Annotated in this window: 17 protein-coding genes and 1 pseudogene; 7 read left to right on the forward strand and 11 right to left on the reverse strand. The window is 71.4% G+C overall.

Translation table 11 applies throughout. The features are described 5' to 3' along the window. Positions 1 to 114: 114 nt before the first annotated feature. Together FHX82_RS32780 and FHX82_RS32785 are read right to left on the reverse strand one after the other, a co-directional pair. Positions 115 to 1,215, reverse strand: a complete 1,101-nt coding sequence (locus tag FHX82_RS32780; protein WP_446323457.1) for an IS110 family RNA-guided transposase — start codon at positions 1,213 to 1,215, stop codon at positions 115 to 117. Positions 1,216 to 1,688: 473 nt separating this feature from the next. After that, a complete protein-coding gene (locus FHX82_RS32785) occupies positions 1,689 to 2,849 on the reverse strand; it encodes a DUF8814 domain-containing protein (RefSeq protein ID WP_229880305.1) in 1,161 nt (386 codons plus the stop codon). Positions 2,850 to 2,943: 94 nt separating this feature from the next. Here FHX82_RS32785 and FHX82_RS32790 point away from each other — a divergent pair, with 94 nt between their 5' ends. After that, the gene (locus FHX82_RS32790; RefSeq protein ID WP_145938641.1) at positions 2,944 to 4,074 is read left to right on the forward strand and encodes an epoxide hydrolase family protein; all 1,131 of its coding nucleotides are present in this window, start codon (positions 2,944 to 2,946) and stop codon (positions 4,072 to 4,074) included. Further along, positions 4,070 to 4,336, forward strand: a pseudogene (locus tag FHX82_RS32795) (carbonic anhydrase); the annotation flags it as partial. The gene FHX82_RS32790 and the pseudogene FHX82_RS32795, both read left to right, overlap by 5 nt. 3 nt (positions 4,337 to 4,339) lie before the next feature. On the opposite strand, the gene FHX82_RS32800 reads toward FHX82_RS32795, so the two are convergent. The 4 genes from FHX82_RS32800 to FHX82_RS32815 form a co-directional block, all read right to left on the reverse strand. Beyond that, positions 4,340 to 5,515 (reverse strand): ROK family transcriptional regulator, encoded by a 1,176-nt coding sequence (locus FHX82_RS32800; RefSeq protein ID WP_145938627.1) that lies wholly within the window; start codon positions 5,513 to 5,515, stop codon positions 4,340 to 4,342. Positions 5,516 to 5,562: 47 nt separating this feature from the next. Beyond that, a complete protein-coding gene (locus FHX82_RS32805; RefSeq protein WP_145938626.1) occupies positions 5,563 to 6,987 on the reverse strand; it encodes a sugar ABC transporter permease in 1,425 nt (474 codons plus the stop codon). 12 nt (positions 6,988 to 6,999) lie between these two features. Further along, on the reverse strand, positions 7,000 to 7,773 hold the full coding sequence (locus FHX82_RS32810; protein WP_145938625.1) for an ATP-binding cassette domain-containing protein: 774 nt from the start codon (positions 7,771 to 7,773) through the stop codon (positions 7,000 to 7,002). A gap of 78 nt (positions 7,774 to 7,851) precedes the next feature. Further along, positions 7,852 to 8,976 (reverse strand): sugar ABC transporter substrate-binding protein, encoded by a 1,125-nt coding sequence (locus FHX82_RS32815; protein WP_145938624.1) that lies wholly within the window; start codon positions 8,974 to 8,976, stop codon positions 7,852 to 7,854. 258 nt (positions 8,977 to 9,234) lie between these two features. Between FHX82_RS32815 and FHX82_RS32820 the strand changes: the two genes are divergently transcribed. After that, complete coding sequence (locus FHX82_RS32820) at positions 9,235 to 11,019, forward strand: gamma-glutamyltransferase family protein (RefSeq protein WP_145938623.1); 1,785 nt, start codon at positions 9,235 to 9,237, stop codon at positions 11,017 to 11,019. A 46-nt stretch (positions 11,020 to 11,065) separates the two neighbouring features. Here FHX82_RS32820 and FHX82_RS32825 read toward each other — a convergent pair whose 3' ends face one another. After that, the gene (locus FHX82_RS32825) at positions 11,066 to 12,610 is read right to left on the reverse strand and encodes an alkaline phosphatase D family protein (protein ID WP_145938622.1); all 1,545 of its coding nucleotides are present in this window, start codon (positions 12,608 to 12,610) and stop codon (positions 11,066 to 11,068) included. A gap of 21 nt (positions 12,611 to 12,631) precedes the next feature. Continuing rightward, positions 12,632 to 13,291: an SH3 domain-containing protein gene (locus tag FHX82_RS32830; RefSeq protein ID WP_145938621.1), complete on the reverse strand. Its 660-nt coding sequence runs from the start codon at positions 13,289 to 13,291 to the stop codon at positions 12,632 to 12,634. A gap of 261 nt (positions 13,292 to 13,552) precedes the next feature. On the opposite strand from FHX82_RS32830, the gene FHX82_RS32835 reads away from it, so the two are divergent. The 3 genes from FHX82_RS32835 to FHX82_RS32845 are packed head-to-tail and all read left to right on the forward strand — an operon-like array spanning position 13,553 to position 15,711. Continuing rightward, entirely contained in the window at positions 13,553 to 14,701 is a 1,149-nt protein-coding gene (locus FHX82_RS32835) for a globin domain-containing protein (protein ID WP_145938620.1), read from the forward strand. 12 nt (positions 14,702 to 14,713) lie between these two features. Then, complete coding sequence (locus FHX82_RS32840) at positions 14,714 to 15,337, forward strand: DivIVA domain-containing protein (RefSeq protein ID WP_145938619.1); 624 nt, start codon at positions 14,714 to 14,716, stop codon at positions 15,335 to 15,337. Beyond that, on the forward strand, positions 15,334 to 15,711 hold the full coding sequence (locus tag FHX82_RS32845) for a group I truncated hemoglobin (protein WP_183176980.1): 378 nt from the start codon (positions 15,334 to 15,336) through the stop codon (positions 15,709 to 15,711). Before FHX82_RS32840 ends, FHX82_RS32845 begins: the two co-directional genes overlap by 4 nt. Before the next feature lie 561 nt (positions 15,712 to 16,272). On the opposite strand, the gene FHX82_RS32850 is transcribed toward FHX82_RS32845, so the two are convergent. Together FHX82_RS32850 and FHX82_RS32855 are read right to left on the reverse strand one after the other, a co-directional pair. Then, positions 16,273 to 17,205: a dihydrodipicolinate synthase family protein gene (locus FHX82_RS32850; protein WP_145939372.1), complete on the reverse strand. Its 933-nt coding sequence runs from the start codon at positions 17,203 to 17,205 to the stop codon at positions 16,273 to 16,275. 860 nt (positions 17,206 to 18,065) lie between these two features. Next, positions 18,066 to 18,731 carry a FadR/GntR family transcriptional regulator gene (locus tag FHX82_RS32855; protein WP_183176981.1) on the reverse strand — a complete coding sequence of 222 codons (666 nt, stop codon included), beginning with the start codon at positions 18,729 to 18,731 and terminating at the stop codon, positions 18,066 to 18,068. 88 nt (positions 18,732 to 18,819) lie between these two features. On the opposite strand from FHX82_RS32855, the gene FHX82_RS32860 reads away from it, so the two are divergent. Further along, complete coding sequence (locus FHX82_RS32860) at positions 18,820 to 20,220, forward strand: sialate:H+ symport family MFS transporter (RefSeq protein ID WP_145935160.1); 1,401 nt, start codon at positions 18,820 to 18,822, stop codon at positions 20,218 to 20,220. Here the strand turns inward: FHX82_RS32860 and FHX82_RS37465 are convergent. Continuing rightward, on the reverse strand, positions 20,162 to 20,974 hold the full coding sequence (locus FHX82_RS37465) for a rhomboid family intramembrane serine protease (protein ID WP_145935161.1): 813 nt from the start codon (positions 20,972 to 20,974) through the stop codon (positions 20,162 to 20,164). The genes FHX82_RS32860 and FHX82_RS37465 overlap by 59 nt on opposite strands. Positions 20,975 to 20,986 lie beyond the last annotated feature (12 nt).

The following is a 20,986-nucleotide window of genomic DNA, read 5'->3' on the forward strand; positions in this document are numbered from 1 at the left end:
TTTCACCCCATCTGGCACCCGGCAACGCGATAACCCTGACCACTACCCAGACCTCCCCCGTCCCCGATCCCCAGCCGCCTTAGCAGTTGACTCGCCGTGATGCTCCTATGGTTGTCAAGGGGTGTTTGTGCTGGTGGTGGGGTTGGTGAGGGTGTTGTAGATTTCGCGGGCGATGTAGCGTTTGAGGCAGCGGATGATGTCTTTGTTGGTGAGTCCTTGGTGGGTGCGGCGTTGTTGGTAGTCGCGGGTGCGGGGGTCCCAGCGCAGTCGGGATAGCGTGATGCGGTAGAGGGCGGCGTTGGCTTGGCGGTCGCCGCCGCGGTTGAGTCGGTGCCGGTGGGTGTGTCCGGAGGAGGCGGGGATCGGGGCTACTCCGCAGAGATGGGCGAACGCGGCTTCTGAGTGCAGGCGGTCGGGGTTATCCCCGGCGGTGACCAGCAACTGGCCCGCGCAGTCCGGGCCGACTCCCGGTAGCTGCAGCAAAGCGGGGTTGATCCGTTCCACCAGAGCGGTCGCGACCTGGTCCAGTGCGGTGATCTCACCGCAGAGATGGTGATGACGGCGAGCGAGGTGATACAACGCCAGCCGGGTCGCTGTGGCGGGGTCGCCGATGTGGGCGGGGTCGGTCAGCTGCGCTGGATCCTCTCCGGCGCAGACGGCGATCACGCGGGCGGGGGCCAGTCCCCGCAGCTGGCTGCGCAGTGGTTCTGGGGCGGTGACCAGCAGCGTGTGGATCTGGTTGAGCACGATCGCGCGAGCAGCCACCGCCGAGCGGCGCGCCACCCGCACCGCCCGCAACGCTTCGGTCGCGCCGGCCCGGTCCTTCGGTGTGCTGACCCGGGTACCGTCCTGCGACAGGACCGCACGGGCGGCGTTTTCGGCGTCGAACGGATCAGACTTCCCGCGGACGCGCCGGGCACGCCGGTCCGGGCGGGCGACCTCCAGCACGGTGATTCCGTGACCGGCCAGAGAGCGGGCCAGGCCGGCGCCATAGGCACCGGTGCCTTCCACCCCCACCCGCGACAGCGGCCCGAATCCCCGCAACCACGCCAGCACCCGCGCATAACCGTCCTGCGTCGCGGGAAACTCCGCCGTGCCCAGCAACCGCCCCCGCGCATCCAGCACCGCCGCGGTGTGGGTATCACGATGGGTGTCCACCCCGCCCACCACACCGCCACCGCTGTCATCCATCGCCGACTGTGTCATCGTGGTCATGGCCATCCTGTTCTCCAGCAGGGCATGGGGCCACGCACACCGGCGGGGTGGTCGGACAGGACAATGACGGGTCGCCTGCGGCAACAGGCTCCTATGAAGTCACACCACCCCGCACGGTGCACGCGCGTGAACACCCACCCAGGACGGGACAAATCCCAGCCAGGACACCACCATCAGTCAGTCAAGGGTCGGGTCACCACCCCAGACAGGCGATCACACACCCATCATCCTCACTGTCAAGGGTCGCGCAGCGATCGCGAAGCGACGCCGAAGGCGCCCTTGACGCGGTGGGGCAACTGTTGAACGCTCGGCGGGAGGGGTGGGGGTGGTCGGGTGAGGAGGGCGGCCACGCCCGGCCCACAACGGGCGACCCACCGTGGGACGAAAGACAAGAGATCAAAGAGCGGGCAGGCTCCAGGATGAGCCCGGAAAGCCCTCCTCCCGCTACCCGGAAGGAGGGCTTTCACCAAACCTCAACAGTGCGGTGCCACCGGCTCATCCGACCCGGTGTACAGATAGCTGTCCGACACGTAGTGCCCTGGCCCGATCCGGTCCCAGATCACGCTCGTTCCGTACGTCCCGGTGACCGAGTCACCCTCCACATAGCACTCGATGGTCACCTTGGCGTAGTTCGCCGCCAGGCCCTTGATGCTCGCGCTGGTGCTCGCCGACGACCGCACGTTCATCGGGTCGCCCGCGGTCTTCACCGTGCCCGTCGGACCGGAGCCGGTCCACAGGTAGGTCACGTTGACCCAGCCGTTGTCCGACAGTTGCAGCCCGTCCAGGAAGGTGCCGTCCCCCAGGTCGATGCCCGCCGGGTTCGCGACCTTGCGGCCGAACTCGTCCTTGCCGCCGTTGTAGCCGTCCTGGTAGGCGGCCTGCGCCTCCGGCTTGCCCTGCGGCAGGTCCGTCCACGACTGGCGGTTCGCGTTCCAGTAGTCGTCCTTGGTGTTCCACGGCCCGACGTCCCACACGGGCGTGTACTCGCACCGGCTGCCGTCGGTCTTGCACACCCGCACCGTGTAGTCGCCCGTTGCCTTCGGGGCCAGGCCGCGGCCCGAAGGCAACGCCACGAAGTGGTCCCGGCTGGCGATCACGTGACCGTTCGCGGTGGTACCGCCGGTCAGGCCCTCACGGGTGGCGAAAACCTTGTACGTCAACGGGGTCGCGGCCGCGGCGGCCCTCAGCTGCGGGGCCTCGTCGGCGGTGAGTTCCACACCGGTGACCGCCGAGCCCGGGTCGGCCTCGACCCGCACCTGCACGGTCGACACGTCGGCGGGCAGCACGGCCGCGCCGCCGCTCGCGGGTGTCCATTCCGTCCAGTCCTGCCCGCCGAGCTTGCCGCGCACGTCCACCTCGAAGGCGCCGGTGCCCTGGGTTCCGGCGACGACGCGGTTCACCCGCCGGTCCAGTTTCCGCTCCGGCAACACCAGGTAGCCGGCCTCCGGACCGGACGCCCGCAGCGCACCCCCGGCGTAGGCGACCCCGGCGTCGTCACCGTCCACAGTCGACAGATCGGCCTGCCAGCTCGTCCCGCCGGACGGCGCGGCCTGCGCGGGCACGGCGGCGAACGCCGGCGGCAGGGCCAGCGCCGCCGCGACGGCCAGTGCGATTCTTCGGTTCTTCCCGGTCACGTCTGAGTTTCCCTTCGGCTGGGGCATCGGGTCGTTACCCGCCGAAGTCTCAGAAATCCCTGTACACGATTCATACAATCGGGTCGTGCCCGAGTTGTTCACACCGTTCCGCCTCGACGTGCCCGAAGCGCAGCTGGCGGACCTGCGCGAACGCCTGCGCCGCACCCGCTGGCCCGACCGCGAGCCCGTCGCGGACTGGTCGCAGGGCGTGCCGCTGGCGTACGTCCAGGACCTGTGCCGCTACTGGGCCGAGGAGTACGACTGGCGCGTCACCGAGGCCCGCCTGAACGCGCTTCCCCAGTACCGCACGGAGATCGACGGGCTCGGCATCCACTTCGTGCACCTGCGCTCCCCACACCCGGACGCGCTGCCGCTCGTGCTCACCAACGGCTGGCCCGGCTCGCTCATCGAGTACCTCGACGTCCTCGAACCGCTCACGAACCCGCCCGATCCGGCCGACGCGTTCCACCTCGTCCTGCCGACGCTGCCCGGCTACGGTTTCAGCGACAAGCCCGCCACCACCGGCTGGGGAGTGCAGCGCATCGCCCGCGCCTGGGCGGAGCTGATGGCCCGCCTCGGCTACGAGCGCTACGGCGCGCAGGGCAGCGACTGGGGCACGAGCGTCAGCACGGCCCTCGGCCAGCAGGACGCCGCGCACCTGGCCGGGATCCACGTGATGCCGCCGATCGCCGCCCCCGACCCGGCGACCTTCGACGACCTCACCGACGCCGAACGCGCCGGCCTCGACGCGCTCCAGCACGCCGCGCGGTACGAGTCCGGTTACTCCGCCGAGCAGTCCACCAAGCCGCAGACCCTCGGCTACGGGCTCGTCGACTCCCCCGCCGCGTTGTGCGCGTGGATCGTGGAGAAGTACCGCTCGTGGACCGAGCGGCCGGACGACGTGCTCACGCGCGACCGCCTGCTGGACAACGTGATGCTGTACTGGCTGCCCGGCACGGGCGCGTCCTCGGCGAGGTTGTACTGGGAGAGCTTCCGCCAGGTGTCGGACTGGTTCACCCGCGCGGCCGAGGACACGGTGCCGGTGCCGACCGGCTGCACGGTCTTCCCGCGGGAGGTGCCGCGCCCGTCCCGCCGGTGGGCCGGCCGGCGCTATCCGGACATCCGCTGGTGGCACGAACCGGACCGCGGCGGGCACTTCGCCGCGCTGGAGGAACCGGAGCTGTTCGCCGGGGAGCTGCGCTCGTTCTTCCGCCTGGTGCGCTGAGCATCCAGCCGTCGTGGCGTGCATGGACGCGCGCCTCGACGTCTACGGCATGCTCACCTTCACCGACGACGGGTTCCGCCAGGCGATCCAGGACGAGACGGGGATCAAACCGGCGTGGGCGGCGGAGGCGTTCGACGACCTGGAAACCGATGTGCGCCAGTCGGTAGCGCGCATCAAGGCCAGCCCGTTCATCCCCAGGAAGGACTCCGTCCGCGGCTTCGTCTTCGACGTCGCCACCGGCAAGCTCAACGAAGTCGCCTGAACCTCACCAGTCCGCCAGCACCGCCTCGAACGCCAGCTCGGCGGCGCCCAGCAGCTTGGCGTCGGAACCCAGCGCCGACGTGACCACCCGGGTGCCGCCGAGGGCGCGGCTCACCAGGCTGCGCTCGCGCACGATCTCCTCCACCCGCGTCACCACCGGAACGGGCAGGGCCGCGAACAGGTCACCGAGCACCACCAGCTGCGGGCACAGCAGGTTCACGACGTTCCCGAGGCCGAGCGCGAGCCACTCGACGAACCCGTCCAGCCGGTCCAGCGCCCCTTCGCCGCGCGCGTCCAGCGCCCGCAGCTCCGCGATGATGGCCCCGACGGGCGTGTCCTCCTCGATCCCCAGCGCCCGGCACAGCGCGCGCTCGCCGACCTCGGTCTCCCAGCAGCCGTGCGCCCCGCAGTAGCAGGGCAGGCCGCCGGGCTTCACGACCATGTGGCCGACCTCGCCGATATGGTGCCCTCCCGCGCCGCGCAACGACCGGCCGTTGGAGATCACCCCGCCGCCGACACCGACGTCCGCGCCGATGTACACCACGTCGTCGCCGCGCCGGGCGGCTCCGCGCAGGTACTCGGCCAGCGCGCCCAGCTCGGCGTCGTTGCCCATGTGCACGGGCAGCTTCAGCGCGTGCGACAGCCATGCCCCGAGCGGCACGTCGCTCCAGTGCAGGTTCGGCGCCTCGTGCACGAACCCGTCGGAGCGGCGCACCACGCCGGGCACGGACACGCCGACCGCGACCGGGCCGACCTCCTGCTCGGCGACCAGCGGGCCCACGTAGTCCATGATCTTCGTGAAGACCTCGCGGGGCTCGTTGCTGCCGCGCACGCGCCAGCTGTCGCGCCCGAGGATCTGCCCGCCGATGCCGACGAGCGCCATCGCCGCGCGCTCGACGCGGATGTCGATCGCCAGCACCACCGCGGCCTGCGGCTGCGGCAGCACCAGCAGCGACGGACGGCCCGCCCCGCTGCGCTGGGCGGGCACCCGTTCCTCGACCACCCCGTCCTCGGCGAGGCCGTCCACCAATGCCTTGATGGTGCTGCGGTTGAGCCCCAGCGCCGTCGCGAGCGTGGCCCTGGTGGAAGGCCCGTCGACGTGGAGGCGGCGCAGCAGGGCCGCCCGGTTGTGGCGACGGACGTCGTCCGGGCGCGTCCCGGAGGTCGAAGTCGTCGTCACCTAGGGCTTCCCTGCTGCTGTCGTCTCCTCTTCGGCCGCCACCGAATCTAGCGTGCCGCCGCGGCGCGCCTGCGGGACAGCGCGTCCACGGCCGCCGCGACCAGCAGCACGAGTCCGGTGATGATGTTGACCGTGTCCGCCTGGTACCCGAGCAGGCCGAGTCCGTTCTGGACGGTGGCGAGCACGAGACCACCGATGACGGCGTCGCGGATGCGGCCGCGGCCGCCGAACAGCGAGGTGCCACCGATGACCGCCGCGCCGACCGCGAACAGCAGCGTGTTGCCGTTACCGGCGTTGCCGTCCACCGAACCGACCTTGGAGCTGTAGACGATCGCACCGATCGCCGCCACCGACGAGCAGATCACGAACACGCTCATCCGGATCTTGTCGACCTTCACCCCGGCGCGGCGCGCGGCCTCCTTGTTGCCGCCGACCGCGTAGACGTGCCGCCCGTAGCGGGTGCGGTCGAGCACGAACGTGCCGGCGACCAGCAGCACCAGGATGATCGGCACCACCCACGGCACACCGGCGATCGTGGTCAGGTCCGGGTTCGGCGAGCGGTTCACCGTCAGCAGGTACGTCGCCACGGCGCCCAGCACCACGACCGCGCCGACCTTGATCGCGATCAGCGTGGTCGGCTGCGCGACCAGGCCGTTGCGCAGCCGCGAGAAGTGCCGGAACAGCACCACGATCGCGTAGCCGCCGCCCGCCACGACGAACAGCAGCCAGCTGGCCAGCGTGCCGAGGTTGCCGTTGGCCACGTCGTACAGCACCTTGCTGTCGCGGATGGTGATCGTGCCGCCCTCGCCGACGAGCGCCAGCACGACGCCGTACCACGCGATGAACAACGCCAGCGTCACGACGAACGACGGGATGCCGATCTTGGACACGAGCGCGCCGGTGATGGAGCCGATCACGGTGCCGACCGTGATCGCCAGGACGATCTCGATCCACGGGTTGCTCGTGAACCCGACGAGCAGCACGATCAGCGCCACCGCCGACAGCGCCGCGCCGATCCAGATCCGCATCCAGGCGCACAGCGCGATCGCGACCACGGCCCCGATGACGAAGCCGTAGAACATCGTCGGGCCCATGGTGCCGAGCAGGTTGCCGTGTTGCGTCCAGTGCAGCGCGAGGATGGAGGCGCACACTCCGGACGCGGTACCCGCCGACAGGTCGATCTCGCCGAGCAGCAGCACCGGCACGATGCCCATCGCGATGATGGTCTGCCCGCCGCCCTGCGCGAACAGGTTGGCGATGTTGTTCAGGGTCAGGAAGGAGTCCGACAGGCTCGTGAACACCACGACGAGCACGAGCAGGCCCAGCAGCGCGGGCACCGCGCCGAGCTCGCCGCCGCGCAGCCGGCGGAAGTAGTCGCCGATCGCCTCGGACGTGGTGCGCGAGGTGGTGTCGATCCCGAAGTCGGCGATCGCCGCGTCGGGCTCGGAAGACTTGGTGGGTGTCTCGGTCATTTCGTTCCCTCGCTACACAGCCGCGACTTCGGGCCGGGCCAGGCCGAGCTCGCCCGACCGGCCGGCGGTGATCAGCTCGACCACCTGGTTGTTGGTGACGTCCTTGGTCGCCACGTCGGCGGCGAGCCGGCCGAGGTAGAGCACCGCGATGCGGTCGGCGACCTCGAACACGTCGTTCATGTTGTGGCTGATCAGGACCACGCCGAGGCCCTGCTCGGCCAGCCGCCGCACCAGGTCGAGCACCTGGCGCGTCTGGGCCACGCCCAGCGCGGCGGTGGGCTCGTCGAGCAGCACCACCTTGCTGTTCCACAGCACGGCCTTGGCGATGGCGACGGTCTGGCGCTGGCCACCGGACAGCGACGCGACCGGCGTGCGCACCGACTTCACCGTGCGGACCGACAGCGAGGCCAGGGTCTTGCGCGCGTCGAGCTCCATCGACGCCTCGTCGAGCAGTCCCCTGGCCGTGCGCTCGCGGCCGAGGAACATGTTCTGCACGATGTCCAGGTTGTCGGCGAGCGCGAGGTCCTGGTAGACGACCTCGATGCCCAGCGCGGCGGCCTCGCGCGGGTTGTGGATCTGCACGGACTCGCCGTTGAACAGCACTTCACCGCTGTCGATGCCGTGGATGCCCGCGATGCACTTGACGAGCGTCGACTTGCCGGCACCGTTGTCGCCGACGAGCGCGGTCACCTCCCCCGGGCGCACCGTCAGGTCCACGTCGTGCAGCACGTGGACCGGGCCGAAACTCTTGTTCACACCGCGCAGCGCGAGGATCGGCTCGTTCACCGCGGTACCTCCACATCGTTGGGGGCAGCACTGCGGGGAAGCACCGTTCCCGGCACTTCCCCGCAGTCGCTGCGAGGGTCAGGAAATACCCAGCTGGGTGCAGGCCGCGGCGACCTCGGCCGTGCAGACCTCACTGGCCTTCACGTAGCCCTGGTCGACCACGAGCTTGACGTTCTGCTTCGTGATCGTCTGCGGCTGGAGCAGCACCGACTTGACGGTACGGTTGTTCTTCGGGTCCGACGAGGACGCCGTGGCGATCTTGTCGGCGCTCGCGGTGTCGCCCTTGACCAGCGCGGCGGCCAGCTGCGCGGCGGCGTCGGCCTCCTGCTGGATCGGCTTGAACACCGTCGAGTACTGGGTGCCCGCGAGGATCGCGGTCAGGCCCGCGGCGCTGGCGTCCTGCCCGGTCACCGGGACCTTGCCGGCGAGGCCGTTCTTCTGCAGCACCGTGATGATGGCGCCGGCGAGGCCGTCGTTGGCCGCGAGCACGCCGTCCACCTTGCCCCCGTTGGCCGAGAGCAGCTGCTCGAAGGTCTGGCCGCCCTTCTGGTTGTCCCAGCCGTCGATGGCCTGGCTGGCGACCTTCTTCAGCGCGCCCGAGGTGTAGAGCGGGCCGACGATGTTCTCCTGCCCGTTGTGGAACAGGGTCGCGTTGTTGTCCGTCGGCGAGCCCTCGATCTCGATGACCTGCGCGCCCTGCTTGCCCTTCAGCGCGTCCGCGAGCGCCTGGCCCTGCAGCTCGCCGACCTTCGTGTTGTCGAAGCTGACGTAGTAGTTGGCGCTGCCGCCCAGGTTGAGCCGGTCGTAGTCGATGACCGGGACGCCCTGCTGCGCGGCCTTCTGCTCCACCGTCGCGCCGACGTCCCCGCTCGGCGCGGCGATGATCAGGGCCTTGACGCCCTGGCTCAGCATGCTGTCGGCGTACTGCGAGAACTTCTGGTTGTCACCCTGCGCGTTCTCGATGATCGGGCTCAGGCCCGCCTTCGTCAGCGCGGCCTGCAGCATGGGCTGGTCGAACCCGGCCCACCGGGCGGAAGTCGCGGTCTCCGGGAGGATGACGCCCACCTTCGGGCCGCCGTTCGAGCTTCCGCCCTGGTCACCGCTGCCCGAGCCGCCGCTGGAACTGTTCGCCCCGCAGGCCGTCAGCGCCAGGGCCACGCCCGTCCCGGCGGCCAGCAGGGCAAGGGTCTTTCTCCGCTTCATTGCGTCCCCTAGGGAAATGTTGTGGTCGGCAACATTTGAATGTTGTGTGCGACAACATACGTCCCGGAGGCCGGTGTGCGGAAGATTTCTAGATCGATTCAGACGCGAAGAGTGTTCACGTTCTGGTAACAGTCCCCCGATCGGACCGGAACCGGGCGGTGCGCAGGGGCGATGGGGTCCCGAGCGTGACCAGAAGGGCACGCGCCGCAGCGGAACCGCTCTTGGACGGCGGCCGGTGCCGGACGCGAGACTGGGAGCATGTTCCAGACGCGTCCCACGTTGCAGGGCACCTTCGGCATGGTCTCGTCCACCCACTGGCTCGCCTCGGCCACCGCCATGGCGGTGCTCGAGGACGGCGGGAACGCCTACGACGCGGCCGTGGCCGCCGCCTTCGTGCTGCACGTCGCCGAGCCGCACCTCAACGGGCCCGGCGGCGAGGTCCCGATCCTCCTGGCGCCCGCCGGGCAGCCCCCGCGCGTGCTGTGCGGGCAGGGCCCGGCCCCGGCCGGTGCGGCCATCGAGCACTACACCTCGCTCGGCCTCGACCTCGTGCCCGGCACTGGCCCGCTGGCGGCCGCGGTGCCCGGCGCGGTCGACGCGTGGCTGCTGCTGTTGCGCGACCACGGCACGAAGTCCCTGCGCGAGGTGCTGCGCTACGCCATCGGATACGCCGAGCACGGGGTGCCGGCGGTCGAGCGCATCGGCGCGACGATCGACACCGTCCGTGAGCTGTTCGAGACCGAGTGGACCACCTCCGCCGAGGTCTACCTGCCCGGCGGCAGGGCACCCGCGCCGGGCGAGCTGCTGAAGAACCCGGCGCTCGCGCGGACGTGGCAGCGGCTGCTCACAGAGGCCGAGGCCGCGGGCGGCGACCGGGAGCACCAGATCGAGGCGGCACGCAGGACGTGGCGCGAGGGCTTCGTCGCCGAGGCGATCGCCGGGTTCGCCGCGAAGTCCACTATGGACACTTCCGGCGAGCGGCACGCGGGCACCCTCACCGGGGACGACCTCGCCGCGTTTTCCGCCACCTACGAGGATCCCGTCACCTACGACTGGCACGGCTGGACGATCGCGAAGGCCGGGCTGTGGAGCCAGGGACCGGTGTTCCTGCAGCAGCTCGCGCTCCTGCCCGGCGAGCTGGACTACGCCACACCGGACTACTACCACACGCTCGTCGAGGGCACGAAGCTCGCGATGGCCGACCGCGAAGCCTGGTACGGCGACAGCGCGGACGTCTCGCTGGAGACGCTGCTTTCCCCCGCCTACAACGAATCCCGGCGCAGGCTGATCGGCGAGTACGCCTCGCGCGAGCTGCGCCCGGGCAGCCCGGACGGCCGGGAGCCACGGCTGAGCGAGCACGCCCGGTTCGTCGCCGCGGGCGGCGAGATCCGCACCCCGGCCGGCGCGGGCGAACCGACCGTGGCCGAGAACGGCGCGACGCGCGGCGACACGTGCCACGTCGACGTCGTGGACCGCTGGGGCAACATGGTGGCCGCCACGCCGAGCGGCGGCTGGCTGCAGTCCAACCCCGTGATCCCGGGACTCGGCTTCCCGCTCGGCACCCGCTTGCAGATGGCCTGGCTCGACCCCGGGCTGCCGAACTCCCTGGCACCGGGGAAGCGCCCGCGCACCACGCTGAGCCCGTCGCTCGCCCTGCGTGACGGCGTGCCGGTGCTGGCGTTCGGCACTCCCGGCGGCGACCAGCAGGACCAGTGGAACCTGCACTTCTTCCTCGCCGTGGCGCTGCGCGGAAAGGTGCGCGGCGGGCTCGACCTGCAGGGCGCGATCGACGCGCCGAACTGGCACACCGACAGCTTCCCCGGCTCGTTCTACCCGCGGGGCATGGTGCCCGGCGGGGTGACCGTGGAATCGCGGATCGGTGACGACGTGATCGGCGCGCTGCGTGGCCGCGGACACGACGTGACGGTGGGCGACGCCTGGTCCGAAGGCCGGTTGTGCGCGGTGGCGCGGGATCCGGAGACCGGCGTGCTCGCGGCCGCCGCGAACCCCCGCGGCATGCAGGGCTACGCCGCCGGGCGGTGACCGCGGGGCACAGCGGCCGGGAGGGCGTCCCGGCCGCTGGCTCCCCTCACGCCGCCTGCAGGCCCCGCTGCCCCGCCTGCAGGACGAACGACCTGTCCGTCGACACCGTGACCTTCGCCGGGTCGGGCTCCAGCACACTGGACACGACCCGGAAGTCGGCCTTCAGCTGCCCCGGCGTCGCGGTGACCCGGACGTACCCGCGCTTGTTCTGGCAGTACTTGATGTGCGGGTTGTTGGCGAGCCACGCCGAGGACGGTGCCGTGGCGTCGGTGTAGGTCGAGACCGACGTGGCCACCAGCTCCGAGCCGACGATCGGGCCGGAGTGATCGAAGTAGTCCTGGCGCAGGTCGGCCGCCCAGTGCCGGTGCACGTCGCCGGTGAGCACGACGGGGTTCGGCACGCCCCGGTCGACCCAGCCCTGCGTGATCCGGTTGCGGGAAGCCTCGTAGCCGTCCCAGGAGTCGGGATCGTCGCAGGTGGACTTGTCGCCGTCGCCGTCGCGCTGGGCGAAGAACACCTGCTGCCCCAGGAAGTCCCACGTCGCGGGGTGGGTGCCGAAGGCGTTGAGCAGCCACTGCTCCTGCGCGCTGCCGGTGATCGTGCGGCTGGTGTCCCGGTAGACGGTGCACGCGGTGCCGGTCGCCTGCGCGCTGCGGTACTGGCGCGTGTCGAGCATGTGGAAGCGCGCGAGGTTCCCCCACAGGAACTGCCGGTACAACTGGATGGTGCTGCCGCTGGGCTTGGCGGTCGAGCGGATCGGCATGTGCTCGTAGAACGCCTGGAACCCGGCGGCCTTGCGCGCCGCGCTGGCGGGGCTCGTGGTCCCGTTCCAGTTGTTCATGACCTCGTGGTCGTCGAACACGACGAGCCACGGCGCCGCGGCGTGCGCGGCCTGCAGGTTCGCGTCGGTCTTGTGCTGGCCGTGCCGGGCGCGGTAGATCGCGAGCGTCGTGGTGTCGTCGGGCACCGCGAGCCCGCGTGCCTTGAGGCTCGCCGCCTGCCCGGAGGGCTTCTCGTAGATGTAGTCGCCGAGGAACAGCACGAGGTCCGGATCGTCGGCGACGATGCCGCGGTGGGCGTGGTAGAAGCCCTCCTCCCAGTGCTGGCAGGAGCCGAAGCAGTACTTCAGCTGGCTGACCGCCGCGCCCGCCGCGGGCGCGGTGCGCGTCCGGCCGACCGGTGAGATGTACCCGGCGCTGCGGAAGCGGTAGAAGTACTCGCGTGCCGGTTCCAGCCCGGCCGGTTCGACGTGCACGCTGTGTGCCGCCGCCCGCGTCGTCGACACGGTGCCGCTCTGCACGATCGAGGTGAACGCCTCGTCGTTCGCGACCTCCCAGGCGACGTCGTAGGTGGCGTCGGGCATTCCGCCGAAGCCGTCGGGGTTCAGCGGCGCCGGCGCGAGCCGGGTCCACAGCACGACGCTGTCCGGCAGCGGGTCACCGGAGGCGACGCCCAGCTGGAACGGGTCGTGGATGGCGGGGGCGGCGGCCGCGGTGCGGGCGGCCGCCCAGGACGGCAGCGAGGCCGTCGCGGCGACGGTCGCGGTGGCGAGCCCGCCGAGCAGGACGGACCTGCGGTTGACCTGACCCATGGGTGCGTTCTCCTTCGTCGGTCAGGCGGCGTAGTCGGTCAGGCCGCCGCTGCAGTTCTGGAGAGTGGGAGTGGCGGAGTAGTCCGCGACGCAGACCTTGTAGTAGATCCAGTCGCCGGAGCCGGCTCCCGTCGCGCGGTCGGTGTTCGTGCCCGAGCCGCCGGAGTTCCAGGCGTAGAACGGGCCCGCGCCGCCGGCGAGCCAGTAGGCGACGACGGCCGACTTGCCGTCGGCTTCCTTGTCGTAGACCAGGAAGTGCGCGTCGGAGGCCCGGAACTGCCCCTCCCCCGCGCAGGAGCCGGAGCTGCACTCGGCGCTGCCGCTGCCGACCCCGCAGTCGGGCGCGACCCGGCCGTCCGAGCCGGTCTTGACGTAGCCGTCGGACAGGTAGCCGCCCAGCGCGGGCACGTAGTCCCACAGGGTGGTGGTGCCGAGCGGGCCCGCGACGGAGGTGCCCGTCGTCTGGCAGTCGATCGCCACCGTCGTCCCGTTGGCGACCGTGCGCACCGCGGTCGCGCTCGTGCTGGGCGCCCGCCGCACGGTGAGCGGGTCGCCGGCGGTCTGTACGGTGCCGCTCACCGCCGCGCCCGCGGGCAGGGCTCCGGCGAGCAGCACCCCCGCGGCGGCCACCACGACCGCCGCCGTTCTCCCGGCCGTCCGCCGGATCTGTGCACGCGTCATGCCGGAGAAGGTTCCGGCAACCGTGTACACGAACCGTACAAACGATTTCCCATGTCAATTCCCCGCATCACTGTGCGCAATGCCGGAATTCGACGCTCGGTGAGCGTTGCCCGCGGCCACACCGGAATGCGGACTGGTGACTTTTTCCCAGTGCCCGCAAGGTCTTGAATGCAAATTGCGACCCGATTACGCTGTTCCGCGAGTCGCCCGAACCGGCACACTTTTCCGCTCCCACCGGCACGAAGGGAATCAAGATCCACTGTGGACACGGCTCGGCTGCGCAGCAGCTGGAACACGGTCGCGGGTTTCGGCGGCGGCGTACCGTTGTTCTTCTATTCGACCTTGTTCCTCACCCATCCGCACCTGCGCGAGATGTTTCCGGCGGGCATGTCCGCCCAGCGGGACAAGCTGGTGCGGGCGCTGGGGCGGGTCGTCGCCTCGGTCGACGACCTGGAGTCCGCGGTCCCGTTCCTGCAGCAGCTGGGCCGCGACCACCGCAAGTTCTCCGTGACGCCGGACCACTACCCGGCGGTCGGGCAGGCGCTGCTCACGACGCTGGAGCACTTCCTGGCCGATGACTGGACCCCGGAGCTCGCCGAAGACTGGACAGCCGCCTACAAGCTCGTCGCCGACGTCATGGTGGCCGCGGCCCGCGAGGGTGCGCACACCGCGCCGCCCTGGTGGAACGCGGAGGTCGTGCGGCACGAGCGGCGCGGCCTCGACATCGCGGTGCTCACGCTGCGGACCGACCGGCCGCTGCGGTACCGGCCGGGGCAGAGCGTCGCGGTGGAAACCGCGCTGCGGCCCCGGATCTGGCGGTACTTCTCCCCGGCGAACGCGCCGCGGGAGGACAACCTGCTGGAGCTGCACGTCCGCATGGTCGACGGCGGGGCGGTCAGCTCCGCGCTCGTCCAGGCGGTCGGGCCGGGCGACGTGCTGCGGCTGGGCTCACCGGTCGGTTCGCGGCTCACGCTCGACCACGCCCAGGACGTCGTGCTGATCTCGGGGGGCACCGGGCTCGCGCCGTTCAAGGCGCTGCTCGGCCAGATCGCCGACGAGTCCTTCCCCCGCCGGGCGCACCTGTTCACGGGTGCCCGCACGGCACGCGAACTGTACGACCTGCCGGCGCTGCAAGCGCTTTCCGCGGCGCAGCCGCGGCTGCGGGTGACCCCGGTCGTCTCGGACGACCCGCGGTTCCCCGGCCCGCGCGGCGAGGCCGGCGAGATCGCCCTGCGCCACGGGCCGTGGCACGACCAGGAGGTGTACGTGTGCGGTTCACCGGCGATGGTGACCACGACGCGCGGCCTCCTGCGGGACGCGGGCGTCGACGCCGAACGCGTGCGGTGGGAGGACTTCTCCGGTTACCAGGACCCGGTGGAGACCGGGATCGGCTTCTTGACGAGGGGATAAGGACTACCCGGCATGACACTGCAGGCCGACGACCAGCGGCAGCCCGCCGCCCGGCGGATCCTCACCCCCGAACGGATCCGCAGCATCACCTTCAGCAAGTCCCCGCTGGGCCGGCGCGGGATCGACCCGGACGAGGTGGAACTGTTCCGGCACCGGCTCGCCGAGGAGATCGCCGCGGGCGAGGCGGAGAACATGCGCCTGCGCGCGGAGGTCGAGCGGCTGCGCGACTGGTACCGCAGCCACGGCGAGAACGTGGACCCCGTGCTGCTGCCGCGGCAGGTCGACGTCGAGGCCGTGGCGCTGCTGTCCGAGGCGCAGCTGCAGGCGGAGGCGTACATCGCGCAGGCGGAGGCGCACTGCCGGAGGCTGACCGGGGACGCGCGCCGCCAGGCGATGACGTTGCTGCGGGACGCCGAGCAGCGCGCGGAGGTCGCGGCGCAGGACGCGGTGCGGGTGTACCGCGCCGAGGCGGGGCAGCACCACGCTGCGGAGGTCGAGGAGCTGGAACGCCGCCTGGCCTGGCTGCGCGCGTTCTGCCACGCGGTGCAGGTCCAGCTGCACGCGGCGTCCGACGCGTTCGCGCAGGAGATCGACAAGCTCACCCAGTTCACCCCACCCGACCGGAGGCAGCCATGACGAGCATCTACGAGCAGATCGGCGGACAGGAGGCCATCAGTGCCGTGGTGGAGGACTTCTACGACCGCGTGCTCGCCGACGAGGACCTGAAGGTGTTCTTCGCGGGCGCCAACCTGCCGCGCCTGAAGGGCAGGCAGGTGGAGTTCTTCGCGGGGGCGCTCGGCGGGCCGGACCTGTACGAGGGCCAGAGCATGAAGGAGGCCCACCGCGGGCGCGGCATCGGGCAGGCCCAGTTCGACCGGGTGGCCGGGCTGCTGGCGGAGTCCCTGCGGGACGCGGGCGTCCCGCGGGAGCTGGTGACCCAGATCCTCACGGCGGTTGCCCCCCTGGCGGCGGACATCGTGTCACCGGGTCTGGCGGGGCGGCGGGTGTGACGGGGCGGCGGGAGGCCGGGGGTCGGCAGCACGGTTGAACCGCTGATCCCTGCAGCCTGAGGTCGCGGATACCCAGGAGGTTCAGGCCACTTCCCCCTTGCCGGTCTCCGGTGGACACCGCGAGTTCCGGCCCGCCTCCGCCCGTTCCCGCCGCAGGCCCAGCCCTCCCGACCCCTCCGCCCTGTCGGCAGCCCTCCGGCGGCTCAGGTCGCGTCGCACTGGCCCTCGACCCGCTCTCCGCCGCAGCCCCAAGCCCCGCCACCTCGACCCCTCGGCCCTGCCCACGCCACTCCGACGGCTCACGTCACTCGCCCACGCCCTGTTCCTCGCCACAGCTCAAGCCCAGCCACCTCGGCCTTGCCCGCGCCCCGTTCCCGCCGCAGCCTCGCTCTCGGCGCTCGGTCGACTCCCGCCACGTTCCCCGCCGCAGCCCACGCCCCGTTCCCGCCGCAGGCCCAGCCCACGCCCCATTCCCGCCGCAGCCTCGCTCTCGGCGCTCGGCCGACTCCCGCCACGTTCCCCAGCCTCTCCCGGGCACGCAGGACCGCCGGTGGCCTCGCCTCAGGCCGGGCCGTCGAGCAGTCCGGCGTCGGCGAGCAGGGTGTCCACTGTGGACTGTTCGCGGTCGTCGAGGGGCTGCATCGGCAGGCTCGTCGTGCCGGAGGCGAGGATCCCGCGGGCGACGAGCGCGTGCTTGAAGGCGCCGATCGCGGAGGCGTACGGCCCCACGCGCGTCCCGCCCACCTCGACCATCCGGAAGAGTGCCCGCAGCCTGCGCTGCTCCGCCGCGGCGGCGACCCAGTCACCCCGGCGGGCGGCTTCGTAGAGGCGGACGTAGCCGTGCGGGTCGACGTTGCCCAGCCCCGGCACCAGCCCGTGCGAACCGAGGAACAGGGCGACGTCGGCCATCGTCTCGGAGCCGGTGAACACGCGGAAGTCCGTGTCACCGGTCAGTTCGAGCACGGTGCGGGAACCGTCGAGGTCACCGCTGGAGTCCTTGAGCCCGTCGAGCGTCCCGTCGGCGGCGAGCTCCGCGACGACCTCGGGTGGGAGCTTGGCGTGCACCGACCCCGGGATGTCGTAGGCCACCAGCGGCAGGTCGACGGCGGCCCGGATGGCGCGGAAGTGGCCGGGGAACTCGACCGGCGCGGTGGGTGCGTAGAACGGCGCGGTCGCGACGAGGGCCTGCGCGCCGTGCTCCTTCGAGGCACGGGCGTGGCCGATGACGCGGGCCGTGGTGGTGTCGACGATCCCGGCGAGCACGGGCACCTGCCCGGCCACGGCACCGGCGACGACGTCCAACGTCCGGTAGCGCACCTCGTCCGGGAGGTACGCCACCTCGCCCGTGGAGCCGGTGACGAACAGCCCGTGCACCCCGGCGTCGAGCAGGAACCCGACGAGCCGCTCCAGTGAGGGCACGTCCAGGTCACGCTCCGGCGTGAGGGGCGTGCACAAGGGCGGGACGACTCCGTGGTCCAGGACAGGGGCAGGCATGGAACTCCGATCGTTGACGAGGTGACATAGGACGTTGGACGTCCTATGTCCAGGCTAGGCGCCTCGCCCGACTCGGGTCAAGACGGCCCCATCCGCTCTCGCCCGAGGCGCGATTTCCGGAAAGGGAAAATGTCGACCACCCGGCCGGGGGAGAAATCAATCGGGTCGCCAATTGCGATCGAAGCAGGAACGCGCCCTCCGGCGGTTCGCAATGCGAACAATCGGAACAGCGTGAAATAGCAGAATTACCAGAGCCGCTACCTTGGAAAAGCTCCCTGCAGCAAATTGCAGCGACCAGCGAATGGGCGTCAATGTCACGGCGCACCGCCACTCGCGATCAATTCGAGCCCCGGCGGCCGACGCCGGGTGGCAGGCGAGCCGGGCGGCGGCTGGGCGAGTTGGCCGGAGGCTGGCGACGCCCGGCTGCCGCTGGCTACGCCCGACTGGATCCGCCTGCGGTGGGCTGGTTTCGGCTCCGGCGAAGTAGGCCCGGCAGCAATGGCGAGGCCGGGACTTCCGCTGACAGGCCCGGCTGCCGCAGGCTGGGTGCGGCCGCGACTGGCCAGCCTCGACTCCGGCTGGCCAGGCCAGGCAGCAGCCACGTGACGCACGCGACCGCTAGCCGGATCCCGCTGCGGGCTGCCTAGATCACGCCGCAGCCAGGCCCAACTCCGACTGGCCAGGCCAGGCAGCAGCCACGTGACGCGCACGACCGCTAGCCGGATCCCGCTGCGGGGCTGCCAGATCACGCCGCGGCCCAGACCCGGCTCCGGCCAACCGAGGCGAAGTCATCCGACGGCCGAGCCAAGCCCGCCGCCCCCCGGCCGCCCACCAAACCCACCCGAACCCCCGACCCCGGCTCACCCCGCCTCGATGCGTCTCCGGATCTCGTCGAAGTGGCGGCTCACCGCCTGGCCGATCGCGGCCGCGTCACCGCCGGCGATGGCCGCCAGGATGTCCTCGTGCTTGGCGACCAGGCCTTCCGGGCGGGAGGTGGGGGCGCCGATCAGCGACTCGGTCTGCCGGTACACGTCCCAGAACAACCGGATCAGCTCCAGCGCCAGCTCGTTGCCCGCCGCTTCGCCGATGAGCTCGTGGAAGCGCCGGTCGGCGGCCGCCGCGGTGGCCGGGTCCGCCATCCGGTCCACGCACTCCCCCAGCTCCGCCAGCAGCTTCCCGTCCCCCACCGCCCGGCACGCCAGCTCCGTCTCCAGGATCTGCCGCACCTCCAGCAGATCACTGAGCCCCCGCAGGTCGTCCCGCGAGCGGGTCCTCGTCCGGAACAGCAGCGACGGGCTCAGCGCCGCCATGCTGGCATCCCCCACGAACGTCCCGTACCCGTGCCGGATCTCCACGATCCCCAGCGCCTGCAACGTCCGCAGCGCCTCCCGCACCGAGTTCCGCGCCACGCCGAACTCCTCCATCAGCCGCGGCTCCGGCGGCAGCGGGTCGCCGGCCCGCAGCCGGCGGCGGTCGATCAGCTCGATGATGGAGTCGACCAGCTCCTGGCTGCGTGTGGTGCGCACTCTTGCCCTCGCTTCGACGTGTGAGCTAGCGTACTGGCGCATCATACGACGTCCAACGTCCTACCAATTCCTCGACGAAGAGGTGACCATGAGCACCACCCCCGTCCCCTGGTACCGGCAGCTCGGCCCGGGCCAGTGGAAGGCGTTCAGCTCGGCCTGGCTGGGCTACCTGCTCGACGGCTTCGACTTCGTGATCATCACGCTGGTCCTGACCGAGATCCGCGCCGAGTTCCACCTGTCGCTCGCCGCCGCCGCGACGCTCGTCTCGGCGGCGTTCGTGTCGCGCTGGTTCGGCGGCCTCGCCCTCGGCGCCTTCGGCGACCGCTTCGGCCGCCGCCCCGCCATGATCCTCAGCATCTGCTGCTACGCCGTCGGCACCGCGCTGTGCGGGTTCGCCTGGAGCTACTGGGCGCTGTTCGCCTTCCGCGCGGTCGTCGGCATCGGCATGGCGGGCGAGTACGGCTCCAGCAGCACGTACGTCCTGGAGAGCTGGCCGAAACACCTGCGCAACCGCGCGAGCGGCTTCCTGCTGTCGGCCTACCCGATCGGCACGATCCTCGCCGCCCGCGCCTACGACCTCGTCGTCCCCCACCTCGGCTGGCGCTGGCTGTTCTGGATCGGGATCATCCCGGTGCTCGTCGCGCTGTGGCTGCGCCGCGCCCTGCCCGAAGCGCACGACTGGACCGAGCAGGTGGCCACCCGCGCCGAGGGCAGCACCAGCGCCACCGTCCTGCTCGACCGCCGCTGGACCGCCGCCAACGTGGTCATCGGGGTCGTCATCGCGGTCAGCCTCGTGCTGATCTTCTCCGGCCACGCGGGCTCGCTGTACCCGCTGTACATCGCGTTGTGCGTGCTCGGTTTCGTCGCGTTCGCGGTGCAGGTCAGCGGCCGCTCCTGGGCGATGGCCGTGGCACTCATGGCGACGGTGTTCTGCGCCTTCCTGTACTCGTGGCCGATCCAGTCCCTGCTGCCGACCTACCTCAAGACCGACCTGCACTACAACGCGGGCCAGGTCGCGAACGCGCTCACGTGGGCCGGCCTCGGCTACGCCCTCGGCTCGTGCCTGGCGGGCTCGCTCGGCGACCGGTTCGGCACGCGGACCACCTACGTCGGCGGCCTCGTGCTGTCGCTGGTGTTCGTGTTCCCCGCGTTCGCCCTCGGCGGGGCCGGGATCGTCGCGGTGTGGGTGCTGCTGTTCGCCCTGCAGGCCACCAGCTCGGGCATCTCCGGCCTGCTGCCGAAGTACATCGGCGACCACTTCCCCGTCCGGGTGCGGGCCGCGAGCCTCGGGTTCACCTACAACGTCGGCGCCCTCGGCGGCGCGGTCGCCCCGCTCGCCGGGGCCCAGGTGTCGGCGCACATCGGGCTCGGCCCCGCGCTGATCTGGCTGGCCGGCGGCCTGACGCTGGTCACGGCGCTGCTGGTCGGGTTCAACGTGCCGGCCCGGCTCGCCCGGGAGCGCCGCGAGCAGGGCGCCGCCGCAGGGTGAAGCCCAGCAGCGCACCCACGAGGAACCCGGCGACGTGCGCGGCGTAGGCGACCGAACCCGCCTGCGCCGTGCCGTAGCCGGTCGCGTAGAACGCCTGCAGCACGAACCACATGCCGAGCATCAGCCACGCCGGCACGCGCAGCGGCAGGAAGAACAGCACCGGGATCAGGCCCCACACCCGGGCCCGCGGGTAGATCACGAGGTACGCGCCGAGCACGCCCGCGATCGCCCCGGACGCGCCGACGAGCGGCTGCGTGGACGACGGGTCGGTCAGCGCGAAACCGTAGCCCGCGGCGTACCCGCACACCAGGTAGAACAGCAGGAACCGCACGCGGCCCAGCCGGTCCTCGATGTTGTTGCCGAAGATCGCGAGGAACAGCATGTTGCCCAGCAGGTGCGTCCAGCTGGAGTGCAGGAACATCGCCGTCAGCACCGACAGCACGGGCGACTTCGCGTAGCCGGGCGGGCCGAGCAGGCAGCCCGCGCCCTGTGGGGTCAGCACCGCGCGGCCGGTCGGCACGAGGGCGGGTTCCTGGTTGCGCAGCAGCTCGCGCGGCACGGCGCCCCAGCGCTCCACGAACGCCTGCAGGTCGCACAGCTGCGCGGCGGAGGTGTGCCCGACGAGGGTGTGCGCGGCGGACGGCATCAGCAGGAACACGACCACGTTGGCCGCGACCAGGGCGTAGGTCAGCCACGGGGTGCGGCGCAGCGGGTTGACGTCGTGGACGGGGATCACGCACCAGGGATACCCCATGGGAGCGCGGGT

The sequence above is a fragment of the Amycolatopsis bartoniae genome (assembly GCF_014191255.1).
In the GTDB taxonomy this organism is placed as follows: domain Bacteria; phylum Actinomycetota; class Actinomycetes; order Mycobacteriales; family Pseudonocardiaceae; genus Amycolatopsis_E; species Amycolatopsis_E bartoniae.

Excerpts from the sequence above, each read along its gene's own strand:
- FHX82_RS32820 (WP_145938623.1), top strand. The coding sequence starts at position 9,235 with ATGTTCCAGACGCGTCCCACGTTGCAGGGCACCTTCGGCATGGTCTCG.
- FHX82_RS32805 (WP_145938626.1), bottom strand. The coding sequence starts at position 6,987 with ATGACCGAGACACCCACCAAGTCTTCCGAGCCCGACGCGGCGATCGCC.
- FHX82_RS37465 (WP_145935161.1), bottom strand. The coding sequence starts at position 20,974 with ATGGGGTATCCCTGGTGCGTGATCCCCGTCCACGACGTCAACCCGCTG.
- FHX82_RS32845 (WP_183176980.1), top strand. The coding sequence starts at position 15,334 with ATGACGAGCATCTACGAGCAGATCGGCGGACAGGAGGCCATCAGTGCC.
- FHX82_RS32840 (WP_145938619.1), top strand. The coding sequence starts at position 14,714 with ATGACACTGCAGGCCGACGACCAGCGGCAGCCCGCCGCCCGGCGGATC.
- FHX82_RS32780 (WP_446323457.1), bottom strand. The coding sequence starts at position 1,215 with ATGACCACGATGACACAGTCGGCGATGGATGACAGCGGTGGCGGTGTG.
- FHX82_RS32815 (WP_145938624.1), bottom strand. The coding sequence starts at position 8,976 with ATGAAGCGGAGAAAGACCCTTGCCCTGCTGGCCGCCGGGACGGGCGTG.
- FHX82_RS32825 (WP_145938622.1), bottom strand. The coding sequence starts at position 12,610 with ATGGGTCAGGTCAACCGCAGGTCCGTCCTGCTCGGCGGGCTCGCCACC.
- FHX82_RS32850 (WP_145939372.1), bottom strand. The coding sequence starts at position 17,205 with ATGCCTGCCCCTGTCCTGGACCACGGAGTCGTCCCGCCCTTGTGCACG.
- FHX82_RS32860 (WP_145935160.1), top strand. The coding sequence starts at position 18,820 with ATGAGCACCACCCCCGTCCCCTGGTACCGGCAGCTCGGCCCGGGCCAG.
- FHX82_RS32830 (WP_145938621.1), bottom strand. The coding sequence starts at position 13,291 with ATGACGCGTGCACAGATCCGGCGGACGGCCGGGAGAACGGCGGCGGTC.